Origin of the sequence: Arenibaculum pallidiluteum (genome assembly GCF_017355985.1) — a bacterium.
Lineage (GTDB): Bacteria > Pseudomonadota > Alphaproteobacteria > Azospirillales > Azospirillaceae > Arenibaculum > Arenibaculum pallidiluteum.
Genome location: NZ_JAFIQU010000006.1, coordinates 14,315 through 37,152, shown reverse-complemented (window position 1 = coordinate 37,152; position 22,838 = coordinate 14,315). Strand labels below are relative to the sequence as shown.

The 22,838-nt window shown below is 71.3% G+C and carries 23 protein-coding genes; 8 read left to right on the top strand and 15 right to left on the bottom strand.

The annotated features are described in order from the left end of the window. The first annotated feature begins 18 nt into the window (after positions 1 to 18). Both JUB13_RS14005 and JUB13_RS14000 read left to right on the top strand, forming a co-directional pair. Complete coding sequence (locus JUB13_RS14005; protein WP_207479923.1) at positions 19 to 339, top strand: antibiotic biosynthesis monooxygenase family protein; 321 nt, start codon at positions 19 to 21, stop codon at positions 337 to 339. 91 nt (positions 340 to 430) lie between these two features. Beyond that, entirely contained in the window at positions 431 to 1,036 is a 606-nt protein-coding gene (locus JUB13_RS14000) for a gamma carbonic anhydrase family protein (RefSeq protein WP_207479921.1), read from the top strand. A 30-nt stretch (positions 1,037 to 1,066) separates the two neighbouring features. Here the strand turns inward: JUB13_RS14000 and JUB13_RS13995 are convergent, their stop codons facing one another. The 3 genes from JUB13_RS13995 to JUB13_RS13985 form a co-directional block, all read right to left on the bottom strand. Further along, the gene (locus JUB13_RS13995; protein ID WP_207479919.1) at positions 1,067 to 1,999 is read right to left on the bottom strand and encodes an NADP-dependent oxidoreductase; all 933 of its coding nucleotides are present in this window, start codon (positions 1,997 to 1,999) and stop codon (positions 1,067 to 1,069) included. Positions 2,000 to 2,153: 154 nt separating this feature from the next. Continuing rightward, positions 2,154 to 3,713, bottom strand: coding sequence for an ethanolamine permease (gene eat / locus JUB13_RS13990; protein WP_207479917.1), 1,560 nt, complete (start codon positions 3,711 to 3,713; stop codon positions 2,154 to 2,156). Between the two features lie 196 nt (positions 3,714 to 3,909). Continuing rightward, positions 3,910 to 4,971 (bottom strand): zinc-binding metallopeptidase family protein, encoded by a 1,062-nt coding sequence (locus JUB13_RS13985; protein WP_207479915.1) that lies wholly within the window; start codon positions 4,969 to 4,971, stop codon positions 3,910 to 3,912. A gap of 593 nt (positions 4,972 to 5,564) precedes the next feature. On the opposite strand from JUB13_RS13985, the gene JUB13_RS13980 reads away from it, so the two are divergent. Then, entirely contained in the window at positions 5,565 to 6,440 is an 876-nt protein-coding gene (locus tag JUB13_RS13980; RefSeq protein WP_207479913.1) for a hypothetical protein, read from the top strand. 26 nt (positions 6,441 to 6,466) lie between these two features. Here JUB13_RS13980 and JUB13_RS13975 read toward each other — a convergent pair whose 3' ends face one another. The 3 genes from JUB13_RS13975 to JUB13_RS13965 all read right to left on the bottom strand — a co-directional run bounded on the left by JUB13_RS13975 (position 6,467) and on the right by JUB13_RS13965 (position 10,075). Further along, on the bottom strand, positions 6,467 to 8,866 hold the full coding sequence (locus JUB13_RS13975; protein WP_207480503.1) for an adenosylcobalamin-dependent ribonucleoside-diphosphate reductase: 2,400 nt from the start codon (positions 8,864 to 8,866) through the stop codon (positions 6,467 to 6,469). A 178-nt stretch (positions 8,867 to 9,044) separates the two neighbouring features. Then, entirely contained in the window at positions 9,045 to 9,797 is a 753-nt protein-coding gene (locus JUB13_RS13970) for a lysophospholipid acyltransferase family protein (protein WP_207479911.1), read from the bottom strand. Between the two features lie 89 nt (positions 9,798 to 9,886). Then, positions 9,887 to 10,075: a hypothetical protein gene (locus JUB13_RS13965; protein WP_207479910.1), complete on the bottom strand. Its 189-nt coding sequence runs from the start codon at positions 10,073 to 10,075 to the stop codon at positions 9,887 to 9,889. A gap of 211 nt (positions 10,076 to 10,286) precedes the next feature. On the opposite strand from JUB13_RS13965, the gene JUB13_RS13960 reads away from it, so the two are divergent. Next, on the top strand, positions 10,287 to 10,754 hold the full coding sequence (locus JUB13_RS13960) for a hypothetical protein (RefSeq protein WP_207479908.1): 468 nt from the start codon (positions 10,287 to 10,289) through the stop codon (positions 10,752 to 10,754). Between the two features lie 15 nt (positions 10,755 to 10,769). On the opposite strand, the gene JUB13_RS13955 is transcribed toward JUB13_RS13960, so the two are convergent. From JUB13_RS13955 to ftsE, 4 genes are all read right to left on the bottom strand, one after another. Further along, complete coding sequence (locus tag JUB13_RS13955; RefSeq protein WP_207479906.1) at positions 10,770 to 11,048, bottom strand: hypothetical protein; 279 nt, start codon at positions 11,046 to 11,048, stop codon at positions 10,770 to 10,772. Positions 11,049 to 11,296: 248 nt separating this feature from the next. Beyond that, complete coding sequence (locus JUB13_RS13950; protein ID WP_207479904.1) at positions 11,297 to 11,980, bottom strand: YdcF family protein; 684 nt, start codon at positions 11,978 to 11,980, stop codon at positions 11,297 to 11,299. Then, entirely contained in the window at positions 11,977 to 12,855 is an 879-nt protein-coding gene (locus tag JUB13_RS13945) for a cell division protein FtsX (protein WP_207479902.1), read from the bottom strand. The genes JUB13_RS13950 and JUB13_RS13945 overlap by 4 nt, the downstream gene beginning before the upstream one ends. Then, complete coding sequence (gene ftsE / locus JUB13_RS13940; RefSeq protein WP_207479900.1) at positions 12,852 to 13,514, bottom strand: cell division ATP-binding protein FtsE; 663 nt, start codon at positions 13,512 to 13,514, stop codon at positions 12,852 to 12,854. The genes JUB13_RS13945 and ftsE overlap by 4 nt, the downstream gene beginning before the upstream one ends. A gap of 191 nt (positions 13,515 to 13,705) precedes the next feature. On the opposite strand from ftsE, the gene JUB13_RS13935 reads away from it, so the two are divergent. From JUB13_RS13935 to JUB13_RS13925, 3 genes are all read left to right on the top strand, one after another. After that, a complete protein-coding gene (locus JUB13_RS13935; RefSeq protein ID WP_207480501.1) occupies positions 13,706 to 14,371 on the top strand; it encodes a DUF3426 domain-containing protein in 666 nt (221 codons plus the stop codon). A 100-nt stretch (positions 14,372 to 14,471) separates the two neighbouring features. Continuing rightward, on the top strand, positions 14,472 to 14,870 hold the full coding sequence (locus tag JUB13_RS13930; protein ID WP_207479898.1) for a response regulator: 399 nt from the start codon (positions 14,472 to 14,474) through the stop codon (positions 14,868 to 14,870). 95 nt (positions 14,871 to 14,965) lie between these two features. Next, positions 14,966 to 15,163 carry a hypothetical protein gene (locus JUB13_RS13925; RefSeq protein ID WP_207479896.1) on the top strand — a complete coding sequence of 66 codons (198 nt, stop codon included), beginning with the start codon at positions 14,966 to 14,968 and terminating at the stop codon, positions 15,161 to 15,163. 54 nt (positions 15,164 to 15,217) lie between these two features. Here JUB13_RS13925 and JUB13_RS13920 read toward each other — a convergent pair whose 3' ends face one another. From JUB13_RS13920 to argH, 4 genes are all read right to left on the bottom strand, one after another. Then, on the bottom strand, positions 15,218 to 17,842 hold the full coding sequence (locus JUB13_RS13920; RefSeq protein ID WP_207479894.1) for a TIGR02302 family protein: 2,625 nt from the start codon (positions 17,840 to 17,842) through the stop codon (positions 15,218 to 15,220). A gap of 202 nt (positions 17,843 to 18,044) precedes the next feature. Further along, positions 18,045 to 19,304: a diaminopimelate decarboxylase gene (lysA, locus tag JUB13_RS13915; RefSeq protein WP_207479892.1), complete on the bottom strand. Its 1,260-nt coding sequence runs from the start codon at positions 19,302 to 19,304 to the stop codon at positions 18,045 to 18,047. After that, the gene (locus JUB13_RS13910; protein ID WP_207479890.1) at positions 19,301 to 19,549 is read right to left on the bottom strand and encodes a hypothetical protein; all 249 of its coding nucleotides are present in this window, start codon (positions 19,547 to 19,549) and stop codon (positions 19,301 to 19,303) included. The genes lysA and JUB13_RS13910 overlap by 4 nt, the downstream gene beginning before the upstream one ends. Further along, the gene (gene argH, locus JUB13_RS13905) at positions 19,546 to 20,973 is read right to left on the bottom strand and encodes an argininosuccinate lyase (protein WP_207479888.1); all 1,428 of its coding nucleotides are present in this window, start codon (positions 20,971 to 20,973) and stop codon (positions 19,546 to 19,548) included. Before argH ends, JUB13_RS13910 begins: the two co-directional genes overlap by 4 nt. Positions 20,974 to 21,024: 51 nt before the next feature. On the opposite strand from argH, the gene JUB13_RS13900 reads away from it, so the two are divergent. Beyond that, the gene (locus tag JUB13_RS13900) at positions 21,025 to 21,609 is read left to right on the top strand and encodes a TlpA family protein disulfide reductase (protein WP_236024945.1); all 585 of its coding nucleotides are present in this window, start codon (positions 21,025 to 21,027) and stop codon (positions 21,607 to 21,609) included. 21 nt (positions 21,610 to 21,630) lie between these two features. On the opposite strand, the gene JUB13_RS13895 is transcribed toward JUB13_RS13900, so the two are convergent. Beyond that, on the bottom strand, positions 21,631 to 22,800 hold the full coding sequence (locus JUB13_RS13895; protein WP_207479884.1) for a hypothetical protein: 1,170 nt from the start codon (positions 22,798 to 22,800) through the stop codon (positions 21,631 to 21,633). Positions 22,801 to 22,838: the final 38 nt, after the last annotated feature.

Here is a 22,838-nt window from a genome sequence, read left to right as displayed (position 1 = left end):
CAGGAAGGAGCCGCCGACATGTTCATCGCAATGAATCGCTTCAAGGTCCGGTCGGATGCGGAGCAGGACTTCGAACAGGTGTGGCTCGGCCGCGAGGTCCGCCTGCACGAGGTTCCGGGCTTCGTCTCCTTCGAACTGCTGCGCGGACCTCGGCGGGAGGACCACCGTCTCTACGCCTCCCACACGGTCTGGCAGTCCGAGGACCATTTCGTCGCCTGGACCAAATCCGAGGCCTTCCGCGCCGCCCATGGAGGGGCCGGTGGCGCCAAGCCGCTCTATCTCGGTCATCCCGAGTTCGAGGGCTTCGAAGTCATCCAGGCCATCGCCGGGAAGACGTGAGGTCCGGGCGGCGCTGCCGCCACGCCCATGATGCGAAAGACATTGGATCCCGGCCGTCCTGGCGGCCGGTCCACAGGGATGGAGGGATAGGATGCTGATCGAGCACGAGGGCGTGCGCCCGCGGGTAGACCCGACGGCGCGGATCGCGCCCAATGCCACGATCTGCGGCGACGTGACGATCGGCCCCGGGAGTTCGGTCGGCTTCGGGGCCGTGATCAGCGCCGAAAGCGGCCCGGTCGTGATCGGAGCGGATTGCGTGATCATGGACACGGCCGTGCTGCGCGGCGTCCGCGGCGCGCCGCTGACGGTCGGCGATCGCGTGCTGGTTGGGCCGCGGGCTTATCTGACGGGCTGCGCCGTGGCTGAGGAGGCGTTCCTCGCCACCGGGGCGACGGTGTTCAACGGGGCGCGCATCGGCCGCCGGGCCGAGGTCCGCATCAACGGCATCGTGCATCTGCGCACCGTCTTGCCCGAGGGGGCCGTGGTCCCGCTGAACTGGATCGCCGTCGGCGATCCCGCCGAGATCCTGCCGCCCGATGCGCATGAGCGCATCTGGGAGATCCAGAAGACGCTGGACTTCCCGCGCGCCGTCTTCGGCGTCGAGCGCCCGCCCGACGGCGAGTCGATCATGCCCGTCGTGATGCCCCGCTACGCGCGGGCGCTGGCCCGTCGCCATGCGGACGACCGGGTTCTGTAACGCGTCCGAAGCCCCCGCGGGCACGCACCGTCACGGCGCCATCGTCAGCACCACCTTGCCCCGGAGATGGCCATGCTCCAGGGCGTCCTGCGCCGCGCCGACCCGCTCGAAGGGGAAGGTTCTCGCGACCGTCACGCGCACGGCGCCGTCGTCGATCAGGCGGCCGATCTCGGCGAGCGCCGCGGCATCCGGCTGCGCCACGTAGCCGCTGGCCCGCACGCCGTGCGCCGCAGCCTTCGCCTCGTCCGGCTGGCCCAGGCTCGACACCAGGATGCCGCCCTTGCGCAGCACGGCCCAGGACCGCTCGCGGGTCTCGCCGGACACGAGGTCGAGCACCATGTCGAGGTCGCGGACCTCGTCCTCGAAGCGCTGCCCCTTGTAGTCGATGACCTGATCGGCGCCGAGCGCGCGGGCGAAGTCGAGGTCGCCTGCGGAGACCGTGGTCGCCACATGGGCGCCCCGTGTCTTCGCGAACTGGACCGCGAAATGGCCGACGCCGCCCGCACCGCCATGGATCAGGACGCGCTGTCCGGGGCCGAGCCCGCCATGCTCGAACAGCCCCTGCCAGGCCGTCAGCGCCGCCAGAGGGACGGCGGCCGCCTGCACGTGGTCCAGCGAGGCCGGCTTCGCCGCCATCTCGACTGCCTTCACCACGGCGTATTCGGCATAGGCCCCGCGCTCGCGCCCCAGCAGCGCGAAGACCGCGTCGCCCTTGCGCAAGGTATGGGCGCGCGTGCCGCAGCTCTCGACGGTCCCCGAGAGGTCGCGCCCCAGGATCTTCGGCAGGTCTCCCTCGCGCACGGCCGGATAGCTTCCCGACCGGGTCTTGTAGTCGACGGGGTTCACGCTGGCCGCATGGATGCGGACGAGAACCTCGTCGTCCTCGGGCTGCGGAATGGGGACCGCATCCCGCTCCAGCACCTCCGGCCCGCCGAACCGATGGATGCGCACGGCTGTCATCATCGCTGCCTCCTGCCGCGGTATCCGGGACATGCTCCGGGGCATGCCCGCCCCGCAGGGCAACAGAGGCCGCGCGAAGCGCCGCGCTTTCGCGATGGGAGTATTCCGGAGGGAGGGGCGCGGGGCCGTCCCTCCCTCCGGGACTCTTCCCCGGCCTCTACCCGGGATGGCCGGCTTGGCCGCCGGAGAGGGCGAACTCCTCCTCGGGCGACAGGATCAGCTTGTGCCGCCCGACTAGCGCGAAATAGCTCAGCCCGGCCAAGTACCAGATCGCGGCGCCGATGACCCCCGCGCGATAGACCGGGTCCAGGAGCTGGAAGTAGATCGTGACGGCCGCGATCACGATCGTCGCCACGGCGCCCGGGATGCCCAGCGGACTGAGATAGGGCCGTTGGATGTGGGGGAGCTTCCGGCGCAGCCGGATGAAGGCGGTGGCCTGCATGATGTAGGAGATCATCGCGCCGAAGACCGCCATGTTCAGCAGCGTGCCGCCGATGAAGGCCGCGCCCCGCTCGGCCCCGGCGACGACCCACACGATTATCAGCACGGCGAGCCCCGCGAGCCCGCCCGCGACCAGGGCGACATGGGGTGTCTTGCGGGTCCCGTGCGTTACCGAGAGCCAGGACGGGAAGTAGCCGGCCCGCGACAGTGAGTAGATCTGCCGGCCATAGGCGAAGATGATCGTGTGGAAGCTCGCGATCAGGCCGACCACGGCGACCAGCGCCAGGATCCTCGCGATGCTGTCCCCGTAGATCGCCTTGAACCCGTCCAGCAGCGGCTCGCCCGACTTGCCCAGCGCGAAGGCGCCATTGGGAATGCCGCTATTGAGGAAGAGCACGAGGAAGGCCGAAAGGATCAGCGTGCAGATGCCGAGGATTAGGCCCCTGGGCATGTCGCGCTTGGGATCGACGGCCTCCTCCGCGGCCAGCGGAAGCTGCTCGATCGCGAGGAAAAGCCACACCGCGAAGGGCATGGCGGCGAGGGCGCCGCCGAGACCGAAGGGCAGGAACGCGCCGCCGCCTTCCGCGAGCTCGACCGGCTGGCCCGCGGCGTCGAGGCCGACGTTCAGCGCCCAGCGGGAGAACTCGAAATGGGGCGCCGCGGAGATCCAGAACACCGCCAGCACGCCCAGGGCCAGCAGCGTGACGACCAGCGACAGACGGAAGGACAGCTCGACGCCGACCAGGTTCAGCCCCACGAAGACGAGATAGGCGCCGACCCACCAGACCGGCTGGAAGCCGGGCCCCGTGCCGAAGATGCTGCCGAGATAGCTTCCGATGAAGAAGACGATCACCGCCGGCGTCAGGATGAACTCCATGTTCTCGGCAAGGCCGGTGACGAACCCGCCCCACGGACCCATGGCGGTGCGCGAAAAGGAGTAGGCGCCGCCGGTGTGCGGCAGGGCCGGTGACATCTCGGCGATGCAGAAACACAGCCCGAGATACATCGTCATGATCAGCAGGGTGGCGATCATCATGCCACCGAAGCCGCCGACCGACAGGCCGAGATTCCAACCCGAGAAGTGGCCCGAGATCACCGCGCCGACCCCCAGAGCCCAGAGCGACCAGACGCCCGCGTAGCGCTTCAGCCCGCGCCGCTCGAAATAGCTGCTGTCCACCGCGTTGTAGGTCACACCGCCAGCCTTGCGCTGGTCGGTCCCGGCCGGGGTGGTCCCGGCCAGATCGATCGCCGGGCCGGTCATGGATGGATCCGTCATTCGCCTCTCCCTGTTCTGTTGCCGACCTCCGCCTGAAAGCAGTTCTCTCCGGACATGCAGTGTTCTCGCCGGACGGGATCCGGCGCGCCTGCTGTCCAAGAGTATCCATGGCGCAGCCCGGCCGTGAAGCCGCATGTTCGTCTTGCGGCCGGAAATGTCCGGGACGGCGGAGCGGGAGAGGGAGGGCGCGTCTGCTTCAGCGCCCGTGGACGAGGTCGTGCATCCAGGTGAGCTTCTCGATGACGGCTGGCGCCAGGATGAACGGGTAGAGGTCGGGCTGGCCCATGCTCCGGTTCAGGCTGTTGATCGCATAGGTCAGCGGCAGCCATGCGTCGATGACGTCGGCCATGGTGCCGGACTGGTAGGGGTTGAAGTCGACCTCGGCCTGCAGCTCGGCGCCCTCGCGGATCCGGGGCCGGATCCTGATGCCGAAGGAGCGGGCGGTCTCCAGCGTGTCGATGATGTGCAGGTAGTGGGCCCAGGTCTCCGCGAAATCCTCCCAGGGATGGGCGGTCGCGTAGCTGCTGACGAACCGTTCCCGCCAGTCGGCCGGGGCCCCGTTGGCATAGTGCCGCTTCAGCGCCTCGCCATAATCCTCGCGCTCGTCGCCGAACAGCGTCCGGAAGCTTTCCAGCGCCGGCGTGTCGCGCACCAGCCGGTCCCAGTAGTAGTGGCCGATCTCGTGGCGGAAATGCCCGAGCAGCGTGCGGTAGGGCTCTCCCATCTCGGTGCGCCGGCGTTCGCGCTCGGCATCGTCGGCCTCGGCCACATTCAACGTGATCAGGCCGTTGTCGTGCCCGGTCAGGACCGTCGTCGCGGGGCCGGGACCGTCCGTCGCATCGGCCAGGAAGTCGAAGGCTAGGCCGTTCTCGGGATCCTCGGTGCGGCTCTTCAGAGGCAGGTGCAGCTTCAGCAGGCTGTAGACCAGGTGGTGCTTGGCCAGCTCGATCTTGCGCCAGCGCAGGAGGTTCTCGGGCACCGCGAGGTCGGGGATCGTCCGGTTGAACCGGCATGCGGCGCAGTAGTCGCCGCCGTCATCGGTCTCCAGGAGCCAGTTGCAGGCCTCGTGCCCAGCGTTCAGGCAGAGGCGCAGGCTCCGGTCCGGCGCGGCTAGGGGGCGCCAGCGCTCGCCATCGGGCTTCAGCGCCGACAGGGTCATCGCATCTGAAAGGAAGCCCAGGCGGAGACCGCAGCGCTCGCAGACGGTGTTCTCGAAATAGATGGGCTGGCCGCAGTTCTGGCATTCGAAGAGTTTCATGCGCGCGCTCCGCCCAGGGCACCGGGATCCGTGCCGTTCGATCTCGTCCAGGGGAAAACGCCGGACCGGCCGCGGGGTTGCCGGCCTTCGTTCGGGACGGGCTATTCCGTCCATGTCCTCCCGCAGCGCAGACATCGCACCCGGATCCGGCCCGCAGGACGCTCGGCCGATACCGCGCGCTCGGCATCGCCCGCCGGAGTCGCGACCGTCGGTTCGGGGCACGCCTCGCCGGTTTCCTGGTTCCTGCGCGTGCACGGCGCGCGATGCGGTACGTCCACGATCACCGCCTCAGCCGGGAATGGTGGGCAGTGATCGCTACCACATTCCGCGCCGCATTTGCTGCAACGCACAAGAGTTAGCGGGGCCTCCCCATACCGTCCGGGGGGCGCCGCCTGCGGCCAGCCGTGCCGCAACGGGGTGGACATCACGGCGCACCTGCCTTAAGGGCAGAAGACGGATCGGCGCCCCGCCCGATCCCAGGAGTCAGGTGATCGATTTTGTTCCGCTCGTCATACCGTGATTGGCTGGCGCACGAAATAAAACCTCCGGATATTGTTCTTGCCGACGGTAATTACGACGGCGCCAAGCTGGTGATGGGCTACGCGACTGGCTACGATACGGAGAAAATCTCCGTATTCGTGCGCTCGTTGCGCGAGCATAGCGACTGCAGGATCGCGCTTTTCGTCAGGGAAGCCGATTTCGGCGCGCTCTCCGGCTTCTTCCGGGAGCACGGCGTAGATGCCGTTCTGGTCGAGGGGGGCAGCCAAGCTCGACGGTTCCAGCCCCACATCGTGCTCGGGCGGTTCATGGGCTACGTGTCCGCCCTGCGCAGCTATCCGGCTGCGAGCAGGGTCCTGCTGACCGATATCCGCGACGTCATGTTCCAGGGGGATCCCTTCCCGGCGGGGTCGCCGCCGCTGGAGCTGTTCGTCGAGTACGAGCGCGGAACGATCCGCGAGCATGGCGCCAACTATCGATGGATGCGGCGCGCCGTCGGCGACAGCCTGACCCGGCGCTTGGCGGGATGTCCCTGCATCTGCGCGGGAACCATCCTGGGCCATCGGGAGAACGTCCTGGCGCTGCTGAACGTGATGCTGATCATGGCCGCCATCCCGCGCTCCTCGCTGACGAGGACCTTCGGGATCGACCAGTCCATCCTGAACTTCGCCGCGCATTCCGGCGCCTTGCCCAACGCCGTCATTCGGCAGAACTATGGGCATGTGGCGACGATCGGCAAATCCAATGGGGCGGGGTTCTCGATCGCACCGGACGGCAGGGTGCTCAATCCCGACGGCTCTGCGAGCGCGATCGTCCACCAGTACGACCGCCACCCCTCCATCCACAGGGCCGTCGCCAGGAAGTACGGCCTGCCGGAGCCCCGGCAGGAGGGCAGGGTCGGGGCGGGCATGGCGGGCCGGCTGAGGCGGCTCTTGATGGTCGTCTCGCGGAGCATCCCGGAGATGCGCTGAGGCGAGATCCGCCGTTCAGGCGGAGCCTAGCCGCATTTGGAATAGCCGCAGTTCAGGCAGAGGTCGCAGCCCTCCTGGCGGCGCAGCGTGGCCTGGCCGCATTTCGGGCATTGCGGGATCCGGGCCGAGCCCGCCGCGGGAGCCGGCCCGCCTGCGGCCGCGGCAGCGGCGGCATCGGGTGTGCCCGCCGCGACGGCCTGGCGCAGGGGCTCCGCCTGCGCGTCGCCCTCGCCGCCGGGCAGGAAGCCGATCGCCCGCATATGGCGCTCGATCACCTGTCCGATGGCGGCCAGCAGCGAGGGCACGTAGCGGCCGCCAACCCATTGGCCGCCACGCGGGTCGAAGACCGCCTTCAACTCGTCCACCACGAAGGACACGTCGCCGCCGCGCCGGAAGACCGCGGAGATCATGCGCGTCAGCGCCACGGTCCAGGCGTAGTGCTCCATGTTCTTCGAGTTGATGAAGACCTCGAAGGGCCGGCGGCGGCCGCCCTCGACGATGTCGTTCAGCGTGATGTAGAGCGCATGGTCGCTCTCGGGCCAGCGCAGCTTGTAGGTCTCGCCCGGCAGGGCTTCGGGCCGGTCCAGCGGCTGGGTCATGTAGACCACCGAGGATTCCGCGTCCCGGCCCGCCGCCGTTGCGGCAACCGCGGCCGTTGCCGCCCCGGCGGGCTCGCTTTCAAGGGGCTCGCTTCCAGCGGGTTGGGCCGTGGCGCGCTCGCCTGGCCCGTCCGCCTTCACCGCCAGCACCGAGCCGGTCACCGGGTTCGGCCGGTAGGTCGTGCACCCCTTGCAACCGAGCTCGTAGGCCTGGGCATAGACATCCTTGAACGCCTCGAAGGACAGGTCCTCCGGGCAGTTGATGGTCTTCGAGATGGAGCTGTCGACGTAGCGCTGGGCGACCGCCTGCATGACCAGATGCGCCGAGGGGTCCAGCCCCTGGGCGTCGATGAAGTAGTCCGGCAGCGGGGCATCCTCGCCGAAGCTCGCGCGGAAGAGCCGGTAGGCGTGGTCCGTGACCTCCTCCTCGCGCCGCGTGCCGTCGGGCATCAGGACGGTCCGCGTATAGCGGTAGGCGAAGACCGGCTCGATCCCGGAGGAGATGTTGTCCGCGAAGAGCGAGATCGTGCCGGTGGGGGCGATCGAGGTCAGCAGCGCATTGCGGATCCCGTGGCTCCGGATATCCTCGCGCAGCTCCGGCTCCAGCGTTCTCAGATTCGCGCTTTCCAGGAAGGGCTCGGCATCGAAGAGGGGGAAGGCCCCCTTCTCGCGGGCGAGATCGATGGAGGCGCGGTAGGCCGTCCTGCGGATCGCGCCCAGCCAGGTCTCCGTCAGGGCGACCGCCGCCTCGGTGCCGTACCGCGCGCGGCACAGGATCAGCGCGTCCGCGAGGCCCGTGACGCCGAGGCCGATTCGGCGCTTCGCCCTCGCCTCGGCCTGCTGCTCGGGCAGCGGAAATCGCGAGACGTCCACCACGTTGTCCATCATGCGTACGGCCAGCGGCACCAGCGTCTCAAGCCGCGCCATGTCGAGCCGGGCCTTCTCGGTGAAGGGGTCGAGCACCAGCGCCGCCAGGTTCACCGATCCCAGCAGGCAGGCGCCGTAGGGCGGCAGCGGCTGCTCGCCGCAGGGATTGGTGGCCTCGATCGTCTCGCAGTAGTGCAGGTTGTTGAGCTGGTTGATACGGTCGATGAAGATGACTCCGGGCTCGGCATAGGCGTAGGTCGCCCGCATGATGCGGTCCCAGAGCTCGCGCGCCCGCACGGTCCGGTAGGTGTGCCCGCCATGCACCAGTGGCCAGGCGGCGTCCTGCTTGACGGCCTCCATGAAGGCGTCCGTGACCAGGACCGACAGGTTGAACATGCGCAGGCGGCCGGGCTCGCGCTTGGCATCCACGAACAGCTCGATGTCGGGATGGTCGCAGCGCAGCGTCGCCATCATGGCGCCGCGGCGGGCGCCCGCGCTCTGGATCGTCCGGCACATCGCGTCCCAGACATCCATGAAGCTCACCGGGCCCGAGGCGTCGGCGCCGACGCCCAGCACGGGTGCGCCCTTGGGCCGGATGGGCGAGAAGTCGTAGCCGATGCCGCCGCCCTGCTGCATGGTCAGCGCGGCCTCGCGCAGATGGTGGAAGATGCCGTCCAGGCTGTCGTCGATCCGCCCCATCACGAAGCAGTTGAAGAGCGTGACGGCACGCCGCGTGCCAGCCCCGGCCAGGATGCGCCCCGCCGGCAGGAAGGCGAAGTCCCGGAGCGCTTCCATGAAGCGCTCCTCCCAGGCCGGAGGGTCCGCCTCGACGACGGCGAGGGCGCGGGCCACGCGGCGCCACGTGTCCTCGACGGTCCCGTCCACCGGGACGCCGTCGAGCCCCTTCAGCCGGTACTTCATGTCCCAGATCTGGGTGGAGATCGCGGCGAGCGGCTGCATGGCGCGAGGCTGCATGACGGTGGGCTCCCGAGCGGCCGGTTCCGAACCCAGGCAAACACGGCCGGACCGGAAACGATGCGTTGCCTTTTTGTTCCTGTGCCAGGATAGCGCGGGACGCGGTGACGATCCAGCAATGGCGATCCAGCGGCGGCCGGCGGGGGCGTCCGCCGGGCGGCGCTCAGGCTGCGGCGTTCGTCGTGATGCCGGGCGTCGGCGGGCCACCGGCCGAGACCACCAGCCGGTCGGTTGCCGCCTCGAGCCGGGTTTCGAGCTCGGCCATGGCCTGCGCGCGCGTCAGCCCCGGCAGGATCGGCGGCAGGAACTCGACCACGATGCGCCCCGGGCGCTTGCGGAAGCTGCGCCGCGGCCAGTAGACCCCGGCGTTCAGCGCCATGGGAACGATAGGGATGCCGAGATCCTCGTAGAGGATCGCGGCGCCCGGGCGGTAGGGACGGGCCGTGCCGGGCGCGACGCGGGTTCCCTGGGGGAAGATCACGATCGGCCGGCCCTCGGCCGCGGTGCGCCGGGCGCCCCGGAGCATGGACGAAACGGCCTTGCCGCGTGCGCCGCGGTCCACGGCAATCATCTGCGCCTTGGCGGCGTACCAGCCCCAGATGGGGATCCACAGCAGCTCTCGCTTCAGGACGATGGCCGGGTCGTGCACCAGCAGGTGCAGCTTCATGGTCTCCCAGGCGGACTGATGTTTGGCTGCCAGGACGAACGGGCCCTTGGGCAGGTGCTCCGCCCCGCGGACCTCGTAGTCGAGGCCGAGGATGTGCCGCTCCAGGAAGTACACCGAGCGCAACCAGAACAGCACGGCCTGGATCATGCGCGGCCGGGGCAGCAGCAGGGACCAGAGAATCCCGAAGCACATGAAGCCGGTCCAGCCATAGAAGGCGATGTTGAAGAGCAGCGAGCGGATCAGGATCACGGGCCGGGAACCGAAGGAATGCGGGGCGCCCAGTGTTAGACGCCGCAACGCCCGGGGGCAAGCCGGCGATGCCCGGCCTGCCGCCGGCCTCAGGCCGCCCGTCCTTGCGCTGTGTCGTCGGCCAGGGTTGCCTCGACGCGGCGCAGCCGGTCCGAGACCAAAGCTCGGTCCTCGGCCGTCAGCAGGCCGTGCGCCGCTGCCGCGTGCAGCAGCGCCGCGGCTTCGTCCAGCATGTCGATGGCCGTATTCAGGACGGCCCGCGAAGATGTGTCGCTCACCGGTTGGCCCTGCTGCGCGGTTCGGCGTCCGCGTAAAGCCCGCGGCGCAGGCGGGGCGACGCCTGCATCGGCGTTACGCCGCCTGCCGCGGGCCCGCGGCGCTGCGGAGCGGACAGGAAGCGAAACTCTTGCGCTACCCCGCCCGCCGCGATGGCGCTGCGTCCGGCGGAGGCTGTTGAATGCCGCGGCGAGTTCATCGTCGGAGCCCCTGATGCCAGTGCCGTCGCGTCCGCGCGGAACGAAGCCAAAGCCCGCATGGATGGTGCTTGCCTGCCTGCTGTCGGCCTGCGTCGCGCATGGTCCTCTGCCCGCCGACGGCCTGGGCGTGTCCGCGGCCGCGCCTGCCGATCCCGTGACGTCGAGCCGCATCGTGCGCAATCACGTCCGGCTGGCCGTGGCCGGGCTGAGCTGCGGGCCCCATTGGCGGGACCCCGGCGCCGCCGCGCGATATGCGGCCTTCGCCGAGCGCAACGCGCGGACGCTCGAAGGCGCCCAGCGCGTGGTGACCGCGCATCTCGGCAGCCGGTCGGAGTTCGATACGGAGCATACGGAGCTTCACAATCGCGAGCTGCTGCGCCTGCGGCGGATGGGCGCCGGCGCCTACTGCGCGGAGATGCGGGCGCCTTTCTACGCGGCCATGGATGGCTCCCGGGTGGATCTCGCCGCCGTCCCGCCGTGACGCGACTGCCGGGGATCAGTGCGCGATCAGCCGCCCGGGCAATGCGCCCCCGCCGGCGGAAACCGAAATGGCGGCGCCGGTCGCGAGATCGCCGACGTCGAGCGTGCCGGCATCCGGTCCGTCCGCAACCAGGGTCTCCTGCGGCGGCACCATAGCGAGGCCGATCAGGCAGGCCAGCATCACGGCTGCCAGCGCAAGCGCAGCACCCCGGATCCGCCTTTGCCCCGTGAGATCCTGGCCCGGGGCGTGGAGCAGGAGGTTGTCGTCCCGGAGGTATTCGTCTTTACGCAGCATCCTTGTCTTTCCTCCCAAGTCTTCTTGTCCGGGAGTGGCGTCTTGGCAGGCCGGCCCGGCGGGGAAGCCGCCGCAAGGCGAACTCCGGATTCCCGCGATTTTCGGCGAAGCGAAGACCGCGTTCAAAGGCCCGCCGGAGAAAATGCGGGCGTTGCGGAAGTACCCAGGCCGATAGTTCGAAAAGCTGTGATCTTATCCAGACATCCGAACGTTCGGGCTGCCCTCCGGGCAGCGGGGCTCCGTCGGCGTCAGGAACGATGTCCGACGGCCTCGACGGACAGGGACGCGGAGCGCCTGAGATCCTGCAGCGAGTGGAAGTCCAGGAGAAGCGTCGCCCGGCAGGCGCTGGCCAGGAACTTGGTATATTCAGCCGCCAGCAGGCGCAGCGTTCCCGGCCGCCGCCACCATTCGTCCAGCCGCACCGACGCGGGCGCGATCGGGTGGGGGACGATGTGCGCCTCGGGCAGGGCGCGGCGGAACTCGAGCATGCTGCGCCGCATGTGGTAGTTGGCGGTGACCAGCCGCAGGGAGCCAAGGCCCTCGCGCCGCATCCATGCGGCCGTCTCCTCGGCATTGCCGATGGTGTCGCCCGCGGCGTGGCCGAGCACGATGCAGCACTCGGTCGAGTCCTCGGGCAGGGCTGCCGCCTTCAGCAGATCGTCGAGCTCGACGCCGCGATGCACCCCGGACACGAAGAGGCGGCGGCCCAGCCCGCGCGCAAGCAGGTCGACGCCGGCCGCCAGCCGCTCGCTTCCGCCGGTCAGGACGACGATCGCGTCCGTCGCCTCGTGGGGCTGCGGCGCCTCGCGCGGGAGGGAGGCGACGAACCACAGCATTCCCATTCCCCAGGCCGTCGCCAGGATGGCCAGTGCCGCGGCGGTGGCTCCGGCCCAGCGGCGCAGCGCCGTCGGAAAGGCCGCACTCCCCGTCATGGCAGGCGGCCCAGCGCCCGCAGGACCGTCAGGCGGGCGGTCAGCGCCGCGAGCGCGGCGGCGGCCAGGGGCACGAGGACCAGCGCCGCCCAGGCGCCCGCCGGTGCGGCCGGCACGCTGTCCCCCGCGGCCAAGCCGAACGCCGCCAGGGTCAGCGCGGCCGCGGCGCCGCCGACCAGCGCGCCGCGTCCCGCGAGGCGCAGGACATGGCGCTGGAACTGCCCGGCCACGTAGCCGTCCGTAGCGCCCACCAAGTGCAGCAGCTCAACCACCTGCGCATGGATCGCGAGGCCCGCCCGGGCCACGAAGACCACGGCCAGGGCCAGGGCCGCGCCGACCAGCACGACCACGGCCAGCGCAATGGCCTCGATCGTCCGTGCCAAGCGCAGCGCCTCGCCGAGCCAGGCCTGATGGTCGTCCACGCTGGCGCCGGGCGCCGCCTCGGCCAAGCGGGTGCGCAGGGACGGAATGTCCACCGCGGCGCCGGGGGCCAGCGTCACGTCGATCAACCCCGGCAGCGGCAGCTCGCGCAGCAGGTTGCCGTCGCCGCCCAGCCAGGGCGAGAGCAGGCCGCCCACCGCCTGGGCGTCCAGCGGCTCGGCGGCGGCAACCCCGGGGGTCTCGCGCAGGACGCCAAGCGCCGCGTCGAGCCGGGCCTGCAGCGAGGCGGGGCCGCGGCCTGCAGCCGGCGCGACCTGCACCGTGAGAGAGCCCGACAGCCCGCTGTCCCAGCGCTGCGCCAGCCCATGCACGGCGGCCGCGCCGGCCAGCGCCAGGATCGCGAGATAGGCCATCAGCGCGACGATCCAGGGCAGGAATCGCCCGGCCTCGTCGCGCTCCAGAGGCAGGTCGTAGCGAGCAGCCCGCCGCCTCACGGGGACGCCCCGCTCAGCCGGCCATCCTCCAGCACCAGGCGCGGGTGGCGGAAGCGATCCAGCAGCGCCTCGTTGTGCGTGGCGATCACCACCGTGGTGCCGAGCTTGTTCAGCTCCTCGAACAGGTGGAGCAGGCGCCGGCCGGTACGATCGTCGACATTGCCCGTCGGCTCGTCCGCCAGCAGCAGGGACGGGCGCGTGATCACCGCACGGGCGATGGCGACGCGCTGCTGCTGCCCGCCCGAGAGCGTGGCCGGCAGTCCGTCCAGGTGATCGCCGAGGCCGACCCAGCGCAGCAGCTCGGCCACGTGCTCGCGCAGCTCGGCCTCCCGGGCGCCTGCGACGCGCAGCGGCAGGGCGACGTTGTCCAGCGCCGACAGGTGGTCGAGAAGGCGGAAGTTCTGGAAGATCACGCCGATGCGCCGGCGCAGCGCGGGGAGTTCGTGGCGCGGCAGCGTCGCGACATCCCGCCCGAACAGGGTGACGAGGCCGCGGGTCGGCCTCTGCGCCAGATACATCAGGCGCAGCAGCGAGGACTTGCCGGCGCCGCTGGCCCCGGTGAGGAAATGAAAGCTTCCGGGCGGGAGCGAAAAGCTGACGTCGCGCAGCACCTCGGGTCCCGACCCGTAGCGCATCCCGACATTCTCGAAACGGATCACCGCACCTCGCTGACGCTCGCCGCAGCCTATGGGCCGCAGCCTTCGGGCCACGGGCGGCCGGAGGATGCCATGGCCTCCGAAAGCAGTCCATGCCGCGGCCGCCCGTTATTTGTGCAGCCGTGCCGTCATTGCTTAATACCTCTTTAGTTCCTATAAGGCAGGGTGACCGCGGTATCGCAATATCATCCCCGATGATCGTCACCTGCCCCGCCTGCTCGACGCGCTATCTGGTGGACCCCGCCTCGCTCGGCAGTGAGGGGCGGACGGTGCGCTGCGCGCGTTGCGCGCACAGCTGGATGCAGCGCCCGCCGGTCGAGCCTCCAGCCTTCCCCCGCGAGGAGCTGGAGCCGCCGCCCGCCGCGGTCCGGCCGATCCCGCCGGGCTCGAACCTGCCTGCCCGGCCGGGCCATGCCCGGCGCAGGAAATCGTCCAACGCCACCTGGTGGGCCGTCCTCGCGCTGGTGGTGGGCGGCCTCGGGCTCGGGCTGGTCGTCGGGCGCGAGCAGGTGGCCGCCCTGTGGCCCGCGGTGACGCCGCTCTACGAGGCGGCGGGCCTGTCGATGGAGACGCTGGGCAGCGGCCTCGAGCTGCGTGGCGTGCAGTCCGAACGGCGGCTCGAGAACGGCGCGACCGTCCTGGTGATCACCGGGCAGATCGCCAATGTCTCCGAGCGCGAGCGGCCGGTGCCCGGCCTTCAGGGAACCGCCTTCGGGCCCGGGCGGCGCGTGCTGCAGAGCTGGGAGATCCAGCCCTCGCGCACAGAGCTCTATCCAGGCGAGATCGCGACCTTCGAGTCCGTCCTCCGGAACCCGGACGAGGCGATCTCCGAAATCGCGATCAGCTTCCGCCCCCGCTGACGGTCCGCGGGCCGTTCCCTCCCTGAGGGCTCGCGGCGCTGGCGTCCGGCAAGGTCCTGGCCTTAGGCTTGCCCATCGCGGTGCAGCGGGGATGCGGGGCGTGGCACAGAGCGGTGGCGAGCGGGAGCCCTTCCGGGCGCTGGTGGCGGATGACGAGGAAGCCATGCGCGCCTTCGTCGCGCGGGCCCTGACCAGGGCCGGATTCCGGGTCACCGAGGTTCCCGATGGCCAGCGCGCGCTGGAGGCGCTGGGCGAGGAACGCTACGACCTGCTGGTGACAGACATCGTGATGCCCGTGATCGATGGGATCTCGCTGGCCCTGATCGCCACCAAGGACCAGCCCGACCTCAAGGTGCTGCTGATCACGGGCTATGCCGAGGAGCGCAGGCGCGCCATGAACCTGGAAGCGCTGATCCATGGCGTGCTGGAGAAGCCCTTCAGCCTGAACGACCTGACGCGCGAGACGCTGGCCGCGCTGGGCCGGCGCGCCGAGGGCTAGCGCGACGAGCCACAGTCCTATACGCAATTTCGAGTTGACCCTACCGCAAAGGGGTTCAATATGGGGCTGCTATTTAGTTATGCAGCGGGGCCGCAGTGTCGTCCAAGGCGCATGACGCCGCCCCTTCTGCGGCGCATCCCAACACGGTCTCCGTCCCGATCAAGCCCACCATGGCGATGATCGAGGCGGCATCGCGCCTGGTGCGGCTGACGCCGCGCGAGATCGTCGAGCTCTACAACGCCATGGTCAGGGCAGCGCTGGCGCCCGATGCGCAGGCCGACGACATGCGCTGACCGGCAGCCCCCGAAGGGGGGCGCCGGATCGATTCCCCGCCAGCCTGACCGCCGTCAGAACTGCCGCAGCAGCCGGTCGATGTAGTCGCGCTCGAGCTTCGGCCGCGCGCCCTCGCCGGCGCGCCGGCGAAGCTCGTCCAGGATCTCGCGCGCCCGCTGCAGGTCGCCCTCGTCCGGGATGCGGACCGAGTTGGTGTCCTGGCCGAAGCCCTGGTTGTCGCGCATGCGGCCCAGCGGGTCGCGGTTGGCGCGGCGGAACTGCTGGCGGCCGGGCTGCCCCATCATGTCCTGGCCCTGACCAGGCATGGGCATGCCCATCATCTGCTGCGCCATCTGATCCATCATCGACTGCAGACCCTGCTGCAGCTCGTCCACCGCCTGGGTCTGCGGGCCGACGGCATCGCCGGGCTGCCCCTGCTCGAGGGCCTGGGCGGCGTCGCGCATGGCCCGCTCCGCCCGGCCGAGGGGCCGCGGGATCTCGCCGCCCATCTCGCCGAGCTGGCGCATCAGCTCGCCGAGCTGGCGGCGTAGCGCCTCCTGCTCGGCCGAGCTCATCTGGCCGCCGCCCTGACCCTGCTGGCCCTGCTGGCCTCGCTGCCCCTGCTGGCCCCGCTGTCCCTGTTGCTGGCCGCGCTGGCCCTGCTGCCGGTTGGGCTGGCGTCCCTGCATGCCTTGCTGTCCCTGCTGCCCTTCCTGGCCCTCCATGCCCTGCTGCCCCTGCTGGGACTGCTGGAAGCTCTGGTCCAGCAGCTCCTGCTGGCGCCGCAGCAGATCCTGGAGCTGGTTCATGGCCTGGGCCTGCTGGCTCTGCTGGGGCGACATCTGGCCCATCATGCCGGCGCGCAGGTTCTCCATCATCTGCTGGAGCTGGCTCAGCATCTGCCGGGCGGCGTCGCGGGCACCGGTCTCGGCCATATTGCGCATCTGGTCCATCATCCGCTGCAGGTCCTGGCGGTCGACCATCTGCGACATCATGCCCGGCGGGATCTCCATCATCGGCTCGCCGCGCTCCATGGCCTCGCGCATCTGCTCCTCGAGCGCCGCCATGAACTCGTCCATGGCACGCTGGAGCTCGTCCATCAGGCGGTTCAGCTCCTCGTCGCTGGCGCCGCGCTCCAGCGCCTCGGCCAGCGCCTGCTGAGCATCGCGCAGCGAGCGCTCGGCGACGTTCATGCCACCGTCCTCGATGCGGTTGGCGAGGTCCCACAGCAGCTGCTGAACGGCCTGGGTCGCCTCGGGCGAGCGTTCGAGGACGAGCCGGTTCGCGGCCAGGCGCAGGCCGAGATAGACCACCGCGTCCTCGCCGTAGCGGTCGGGACGCGCGCCGATGATCGCGAGGTTGCGCGCGATCTCCTCGCGCTCGGCCTCGGGCTGGAGGGTCAGCCTGCGGCGCTCCTCGATGATCAGCCGCGCGATGGGATGGTTGAAGCGCCGCTCTGGCAGGACGAAGGTCACCTCGTCGGCGGTCCCGGTCTGGCCGAGCCCGTCCGTGGCCGTCAGCGTCAGGGTCACGGGCAACCCGGCCCAGGGATGGGCCGCCAGATCCTGGAAGCTCGTGCTCCGGCCCTCCTTGCCGCGGGCAGGCGGGGCGGGAAGCTTCAGCTCCAGCGGCGCGGCCGTCGCGGCCGCGGCCTGCTCGCCGTGCAGGCGCAGCTGGCCCGACACCGCGGCGATGCCGTAGTCGTCGAGCACGGAATAGGCGAGCTTCAGCGCGCCCCGCTCGGTGGGGGAGGGCGGCTCGGTCAGGCGGACCGTGGGCGCCCGGTCGGGGATGATCTCGATCGGCCAGGCGCCGAGCGTGTCGCTGCCCTGCTGCACGGCGATCCGATTGCCCGCGGAGACCGTGCCGGCGACCTGCCAGCTCGTCGGCTCGACCGTGTCGAAGGGCTGCTCCCGGCCGTCGACGTTCAGCGTCGGGGTGCGGCTGCCGCCGTTCACGCGCGCCAGCACGGCGCTGCCCACGGGGACCATCACCGTCATGGCGGGCTCGCCAGGCGGCTGCGTCTTCAGGAAGATCGGCGGCAGGCCGGTGTATTCCGGCGGGGTCAGCCAGATGTCGAGAGCCGCCGTCGCGCGGGCGCCTCCGCCGAACTCGGGCAGGACGGCCGCCGCCAGGCGGGGGCGCCAGTCGCCCCAGGTGCCTGCGCCCGCGACGACCAGGATCAGCAGCACGGCGGCGCGCAGAGCCCAGGGATCGCGCGCGGCCAGGTTCGGGTGGGGCAGGCGCAGACGCAGCCGGCGGGCCTGGGCGGCCAGCCGCTCCTGGTGCAGGCGCCACAGGGCGGCCGTGGCGGGATCGCCGGCGCCCCCGGCCAGCCGGTCCCGCAGGCCCGAGAGCGGCCGGTGGGCGAGATCGCTGTCGCGCTCCAGCCGGCGCAGCGCCGCACCCTCGCCCGGGCGGCGGGCATGCCGCGCAGCGCGCGCGAGCGCGCCCAGGAAGGCGAGCGCAAAGAGCGCCAGCAGGGCCGCGTGAAGCCAGGCCGGCAGCACGGGCAGCACGCCGAATAGCGCGAGCGCCAGGAACAGTCCGGCGATGGCGGCCGCAGGCCAGAGTGCAGGCCAGAAGCCTTCCCAGAACAGGGCGGCCTGGGCCAGCCTCAGCCGTCGCCGCGGCACCAGCGCCGCGCCGGGCGCCGCATCGTCCTGCCGTTCCGCTCCGCGCTCCCGGATCTCGGGCATGCTTCCGCCTCCTGTCGGCCCCATGGGAGGCGGGTCCACGGTGCGGGCGGCGCCGCCGGGCCGCGGACCCGACCCTGCGGGATCCATTCAGAGCGGGTCTTCATGACCAAACGAAGGCCGTCGGTCGGAATACCGCTCCCCCGGTCCCCGAAAGTCACCGCGGATTGATACGATCCAGCGTCCAGCCGGATCGCGATCCGCCCTAGAGCCAGGCGGGGATGGCCTCCGCCGCCAAGATCTCCTCGATGGTCGGACGCCGCCGGACGACGGCGAAGTCCGATCCGTTCACCAGCACCTCGGGGATCAGAGGGCGGGTGTTGTAGGTCGACGCCATCACGGCGCCGTAGGCGCCCGCCGACAGGAACGCCACCAGCTCGCCCTCCGCGACCGGCGGCAGGGGCCGCTGGACCGCGAAGGTGTCGGTGCTCTCGCAGACCGGTCCCACCACGTCGATGGGTTGCACCGCCGATCCGGGACCGGGTTCCTTGACAGGAACAATAGTGTGCCAGGCATCGTAAAGCGAGGGGCGCATCAGGTCGTTCATGGCCGCATCAAGGATCAGGAAGTTACGGCCTACCCCTTCCTTGCGGTAGATGACGCTGGAGACCAGGATCCCGGCATTCCCGACGAGCGCGCGGCCGGGCTCCAGCGTGACGTGGCAGCCCAGGGCGCCCGCGACCTCGCGCACGATGCGGGCGTACTCGCCGTGGGACGGCGGCGCCTCGTCACGGTAGCGGATGCCGAGCCCCCCGCCGAGATCCATGCGCCGGATGTCGTGCCCGTCCTCGCGCAGGACGCGGACCAGCTCGGCCACCCGCTCGAAGGCCATGCGGAAGGGCTCGAGCTCCATGAGCTGGCTGCCGATATGGACCGCGACCGACACCGGCCGGATTCCCGGTAGCGCCGCGGCCTCGGCATAGACCGCGCGGGCCAGGTCGATGTCGATCCCGAACTTGTTCTCCTTGCGGCCGGTCGAGATCTTGGCGTGGGTGCGGGCATCGACGTCGGGGTTCACGCGCACCGCGACGGGCGCCCGCCGGCCGAGCCCGGCCGCGACGGCCGACAGGGCCCGCAGCTCGGGCAGGCTCTCGACGTTGATCTGGTAGATCCCGGCCTCGACCGCCTCCGCCATCTCCGCGGCGGTCTTGCCGACACCGGAGAAGACGATGCGCTCGGGCGGGATGCCGGCGGCCAGCGCCCGGCGCATCTCGCCGACCGACACCACGTCGGCCCCAGCGCCCCGCTGCGCCAGCGTGCGGATCACGGCAAGGTTCGAGTTGGCCTTCACCGCATAGCAGATCGTGACGTCCGACCCCGCGAAGGCATCGGCGAAGGCATGCCATGCCGCGTCCAGCGCGGCCGTCGAGTAGCAGTAGAAGGGGGTCCCGACGCTCTCGGCGATCCGGGGCAGTGGGACCGCTTCGGCGTGCAGGACGCCGCCGCGGTAGGTGAAGGCGTTCATCGTATGGGAGCCTGGGAGTTCGCGGCCGGGGAGGCCTGGGTGTTCGGGGCCTGTGCGGTCGGCGCCGGGGTGTTCCGGGCCTGGGGCGCCTCGGGCGGCTGCGGCCTGTCATATTTCGGGTTGGGATAGGGCGCCGGGAAGCGGACGGGATCGCTGCCCTCGGGCGCGCGCAGCGCGCCCGGTCGCTTGCCGCAGGCCGCCAGCGCGGCGGGCAGCAGCGCCAGGAGAAGCAGGCGCCGGTTCACAGGAACCGCTCCCGCGCGGCGCCCGCCGCCTTCCGAACAGCCTCGGGCGCGGTCCCGCCGTGGCTGGTCCGGCTGGCGACCGAGGCGTCGACGCTCAGCACGTCGTAGACCGCCTCGGTGATCCGTGGCTCCACCGCCTGCATGGCGGCGAGGTCCAGCCGGTCCAGGCCGACCCCGCGCTCTTCGGCCGCCTTCACGATCCGGCCGGTGATGTGGTGCGCCTGCCGGAACGGCATGCCGAGCACCCGGACGAGCCAGTCGGCGAGGTCGGTCGCGGTGATGAAGCCGCGCTCGGTCGCGGTGCGCATGGAGTCCGGCTGCGGTTCCATGTCGCGCACCATGCCGGCCATGGCGGCGACGCACAGCGCCAGCGTGTCGTCGGTCTCGAAGACCGGTTCCTTGTCCTCCTGCATGTCCTTGGAATAGGCCAGCGGCAGGCCCTTCATGGTGACGAGCAGGCCGTTCAGCGCCCCGATCACGCGGCCGGTCTTGGCGCGCACCAGCTCGGCGGCGTCGGGATTCTTCTTCTGCGGCATGATGGAGGAGCCGGTCGTGAAGGCGTCGCTGAGCCGCACGAAGCGGAACCCGTGCGAGCACCAGACCACGATCTCCTCGGCCAGGCGGGAGAGGTGCACCGCGGCGATGGAGGCGGCGGCCAAGTATTCCAGCGCGAAGTCGCGGTCCGACACGCCGTCCAGCGAATTCGCCATGGGGCGGTCGAAGCCGAGCGCGCGGGCCGTGGCATGGCGGTCGATGGGGAAGGAGGTGCCGGCCAGCGCCGCCGAGCCCAGCGGGCTTTCGTTCAGCCGCGCCCGGGCATCGCGGAAGCGCCCGCGGTCGCGCCCGAACATCTCCACATAGGCCAGCAGGTGATGCCCGAAGGTCACGGGCTGCGCCGTCTGTAGGTGGGTGAAGCCCGGCATCACCGTCGCAGCGTGCGCCTCGGCCTTCTCGATCAGCGCCGCCTGAAGGTCCCGCAGGCCCTGGTCCATGCGGTCCATGGCGTCGCGCACCCAGAGGCGGAAGTCGGTCGCGACCTGGTCGTTTCGCGACCGGGCCGTGTGCAGCCGGCCCGCCGGCTCGCCGATCAGCTCGGCCAGCCGGGCTTCCACGTTCATGTGGATGTCCTCGAGCTCGGTCTTGAAGGAAAAGGCTCCCGCCTCGATCTCCTCCCTGACGCGGTCCAGGCCCGCCCGGATGGCGGCGGCATCCTCGCGCCCGATGATCCCCTGCTCGGCCAGCATGGCGGCATGGGCCTTGGAGCCCTCGATGTCCTGGGCGTAGAGGCGCTTGTCGAAGCCGATCGAGGCGTTGATGCGCTCCATGATGGCGGCGGGGCCGCGCGCGAAGCGGCCGCCCCAGAGCTGGTTCGCGGCCTTGGGCGCGCTGTCGGACGGCTTGCTTTTCGGGTCGTCGGCGGTCATGGATCGCAGATGGGGAGGGTTGTGGCCGAAGCCATGGGAAGGCACGTCAGTATGCGGAAAATCCTTGCCGCCGCAATGCTCGTGGCCCTGGCCGCGGGCGGGGTCTGGTGGTCGGCCGCGCGCGGCGGCGCGCCGGCAACGGACCTGCCGAAATGGTCGGCCATCGACCCGCCGACCCCGGCGCCGCAGCTCGCCTTCACCGATGGCGACGGCCGGCCGGTCAGCCTCGGCGACTTCGGCGGGCGGGTGGTGCTGCTGAACCTGTGGGCCACCTGGTGCGCGCCCTGCGTGGAGGAGATGCCCGCCCTGGACCGCCTGCAGGCAAAGCTGGGCGGCCCGGACTTCGCGGTCGTCGCCCTGTCCCTGGACCGCGGGGGCCGCGACAAGGTGGAGCCCTTCCTGCGCGGCCTGTCGCTCGAGAACCTCGCGCTCTATCTGGACCCGCGCGCCGCCTCCACCGCCGCCCTGGCGGCCCGGGGCCTGCCCACGACCTTCCTGATCGACCGCCAGGGCCGTCTGGTCGGCAAGGCTGAGGGCGCGGTCCCCTGGGACTCCCCCTCCGCCTTCCGCCTGATCGAGCACTACATGGGACGTGGCGAGGGCGGTGCCGGTGGGGCCGTGCGCACCAGCGGCTGAGCGCCCCCCACTCCGCCGCGTTCAATATTCCGGCGCCGCGTTCGCCGGCAGGCGGGGGCCGGCTGCCCCAACATCCGCGCCCGTCCGCAGCGCCGGCGACAGCGCGATCTCGCCGGGACCGGCGTCGGCGGCCAGCGCCAGGGCCGCGGCGACTCCGGATCCAGGGTCGCCTGCGGGTTCGTCGGCACCGGGACGTGGGATGCGGGCGAGCGCGACTCCGACCCCGGGGCATCCGTGCCGGGGATCCGCCGCGGCGCCGGCCGCTTCGGACAGCGCCCGGGCAGCGTGGATCGCCGCCTCCGCGGACGGGAAGGCCGCGGCCAGGTGGTGTCCCGGCCGGCTGCAGGGCTCTCCGCCAAAGGCGCGCATCACCGCCTCGACCGCTGGCAGGTGGCGCGGCTCCAGAGGCGCGATGGCCACCACGACGGCCCATCCGTCCGCCTCGCCGGCCGGCTCCGCCTCCCAGGCGTCGGCCCAGCGGGTCAGCGCGCCGACGAAGGCATCGCCGGGCGTGGCGCCGCTCGCGAGGTCGGCCTGCCCGGCACGGTAGAGGTCCAGATGAGCCGGCGAGACCAGGAACCCGTCCAGCACCGAGGCGAAGCGCCGCGCCTCGGCCGCGTCCTCCCCCAGCAGGGCCATGCAGGCATCGAGCACGGCGCGGGCCTCGAGGCCCAGCGCCGCGGCGCGCGCATCGGACGCCCCGGCGGCGTAGAGCCGGCAGGCCAGGCGGATGGGGCGCCGGGCGACCGGGGCGCCGACGGCGCGCAGCCGGTCGAGGTTCGCCGCCATCAGCCGCAGCACCGGCAGGAGCGCCGCCTCGTCCGGGCCCTGGGCCGCCGGCGCGGAGAGCATCCGCCCGGGCTCCATGGGCGGCAGGGGCCCGGATTGGGCATCCGGCATCGCGGGCGGCGCTTCGAGCCGGATCGCGCCGTGCATCAGCAGCAGCCCCGAGACCAGCAACACGCCCATGGCGCCGCCCGTCGCCAGAGGCTGGCGGCTGCCGAGATCGAGGATGCCGAGGCGGAGGACGAGGAGGGCCGAGAGGCTGAGCGCCACCAGCGCGCCCGGCAGGGCCAGGCGGCGCAGCGGACCTGCCCGCACCGCCGGCTCGGGCAGCGGATGCAGGAGCACCAGCGGCAGCCCTGCGGGACCGTTCCTTTCCTCTGCGCGCAGGTTCGGGACATCGGACATGTCCCCGAGACTACCACGAATGGGTGGGCGGCGCTGCC